Here is a 2,096-nt window from a genome sequence, read left to right as displayed (position 1 = left end):
CCCGCGAGTGGGATCATCCCGTCGGATTGCATTACTTCAGGGCAAGATGGATAAGTGGGCATAGTGGAAGGTTTGTAGGAAGGAGCCGAATGGGAACAGAGAGGGGATAATCTGTACGGTTTTCTTGTTTTAAGAGTTCTAAACAAACTTGATCCAAGTGGCTTGGAAACGGTTTACACGCCGCCACGGCCAGTTCCAGACAACTCCTGGGGATTGCCTAGCCACAATCCACTGGATGGTCCGCTAACTTTCGATCATAAGAAAAGAACAAACGATGCGTGTTTTACTTCCCTCCCTATAATGAAAATGGTTATTGGTCTATGGGAGTTGATTCAATACCGCATAATGACGGATATAGCGGTGTCGTGAAGATCCCTCCACGATTCCGTCGATCATTTCGTCTCGTGGATGTTGCGAGATACTGTTTGTCGGTCATCAGGGGCAGAAGGGTGGCGTGAAAATAAGAAACCTGGTTCTGAACCTATTCAGGTCTTACCAACTCAAGACAAAGCTCTTGAGACTGGCATTCGCACTGCATTGGAAGGAAATACTTGCTCTGGTTGTTCGATTTTTTTCTACACTTGTGGAGGTGGATATCCTTGGGAGCAGACTGAGGTTCGAAAGAAGATTGCCTCATCAACGGGTTGTGATGTGTATGGCCAGAAAGGAGAGCGGCGACCGTCACCGATTCATCCACGAGATCCGCTCGCATTAGAGGATGGTGGCGAAAGGTATTTCTGTACTGCAGATAAAAGTAGAATGGTATCAGAAGCCATTCGTAGACGGGTGTTCTGGAAAACCCTTCCGATTCTTTAAAGACTCAACTGACAATCCGATTAGAAAATGAGTGAAATAAATGTCGATTACGCGATGGATGCTATTATTAGCTATGGCAATCGGATGCCGGTCTTCCGACAGCGATTATGCTAGCACGATATTGCTCAAAAACTTTGAAGAAAAGAGTTTTAACGCGAGACCCCACGTTCTGACGGTGAATAGTTTTTCAACTGTTGAAAGCAATCCCACCGCGGATGGGACCATATATACGAAACTGCGTATGACGGATGACCCTAACCGCTTGCAGATTCTAAATACTAAAACCTTTCCTGCATATTTCGATGACGTCGTGTATATGCCATCAGACAACGCGTGGCTGTGTTTCAAGTTACGGTATCGAGAATCTCCGGAGCTTTACCTAATAGACAAACAAGATAGGTCTCACAAGCTGCAATTATCACCTGAATCGAGTCTGTTGACGGGAGTATTTACCACAATTAATGCGTTTGTGTTTTTTGACTATGGTAGGCCTCCAAATGACCATAAATTGCTTCTCTACCAGTTTAAGGACCTCAATTCTGATCCACGACAGTTTAACGAGTTTGAACTAAACGTCGAAAATCAAGCTGGCGACTGGTTTTTGCATGCAAGCACATTCGTGGACGAAAGAAGGAATTTGGTTGGTCTAATATCAGCCGATGGATACCCTTGCGTCTGGCGTCTAAGCGCTTCTGGACACAATCGATTAGAACGCAATGTGCTTGAATACACGAAGCAATTACACAAAAAACAAGGCCCAGGACGGATGGCTGTTTCGTCGAGTAACCGATTCGTTGCAGTTGTTATTTCGGATGACTTAAGCGAGCCGATGCATCCTCTGCACGAGCGACGTTAAGATTAATGATTTGGGACCTCGACTCAGGAGCGATGACCCATCAATTCTCAGACCTTAGCACATTAGACAGTCAGTCAGTCGAATTCCTAGGTGATGCAAGTATTGCGTTACTTGGTGAGGCTTCGTATTCAACAATCGATTTATCAACGAAGAGGATCGAACGTGTGGAATTCCAGATACAAGGAAATTTTGCGAATTGTTAGCAATCTCCAACCAAAGGATTTTGCAACTGTGTAAATCCTCCAATGGAAAAATAAAAATAAGTATCGACCAAATTAAAGACGACAGTGAGTGACATTGAAAGATGGTGAGAGAATGCGGAGAATGAGTGTCGATGGCCTATAACAAATTCGTTTATGATCGCACTGGCTGCAGCGGAACCAACTGGAGCCTTACGCTCCGAAGCGACAATCGGAGTTCTTGA

The 2,096-nt window shown here is 44.9% G+C and carries 2 protein-coding genes; one reads left to right on the top strand and one right to left on the bottom strand.

The window, feature by feature from the left end; genetic code table 11:
• The first annotated feature begins 856 nt into the window (after positions 1-856).
• Positions 857-1,672, top strand: a complete 816-nt coding sequence (locus SH302x_RS27760) for a hypothetical protein (RefSeq protein WP_479369338.1) — start codon at positions 857-859, stop codon at positions 1,670-1,672.
• Between the two features lie 199 nt (positions 1,673-1,871).
• Here SH302x_RS27760 and SH302x_RS27755 read toward each other — a convergent pair.
• Positions 1,872-2,096: hypothetical protein (locus SH302x_RS27755; protein ID WP_479369337.1), on the bottom strand; the 225-nt coding region annotated here is incomplete at its 5' end.

The organism is Njordella calcicola, assembly GCF_056494125.1.
The sequence above is the reverse complement of the archived record's forward strand: the minus strand, read 5'-3'. Positions and strand labels throughout refer to the sequence as shown.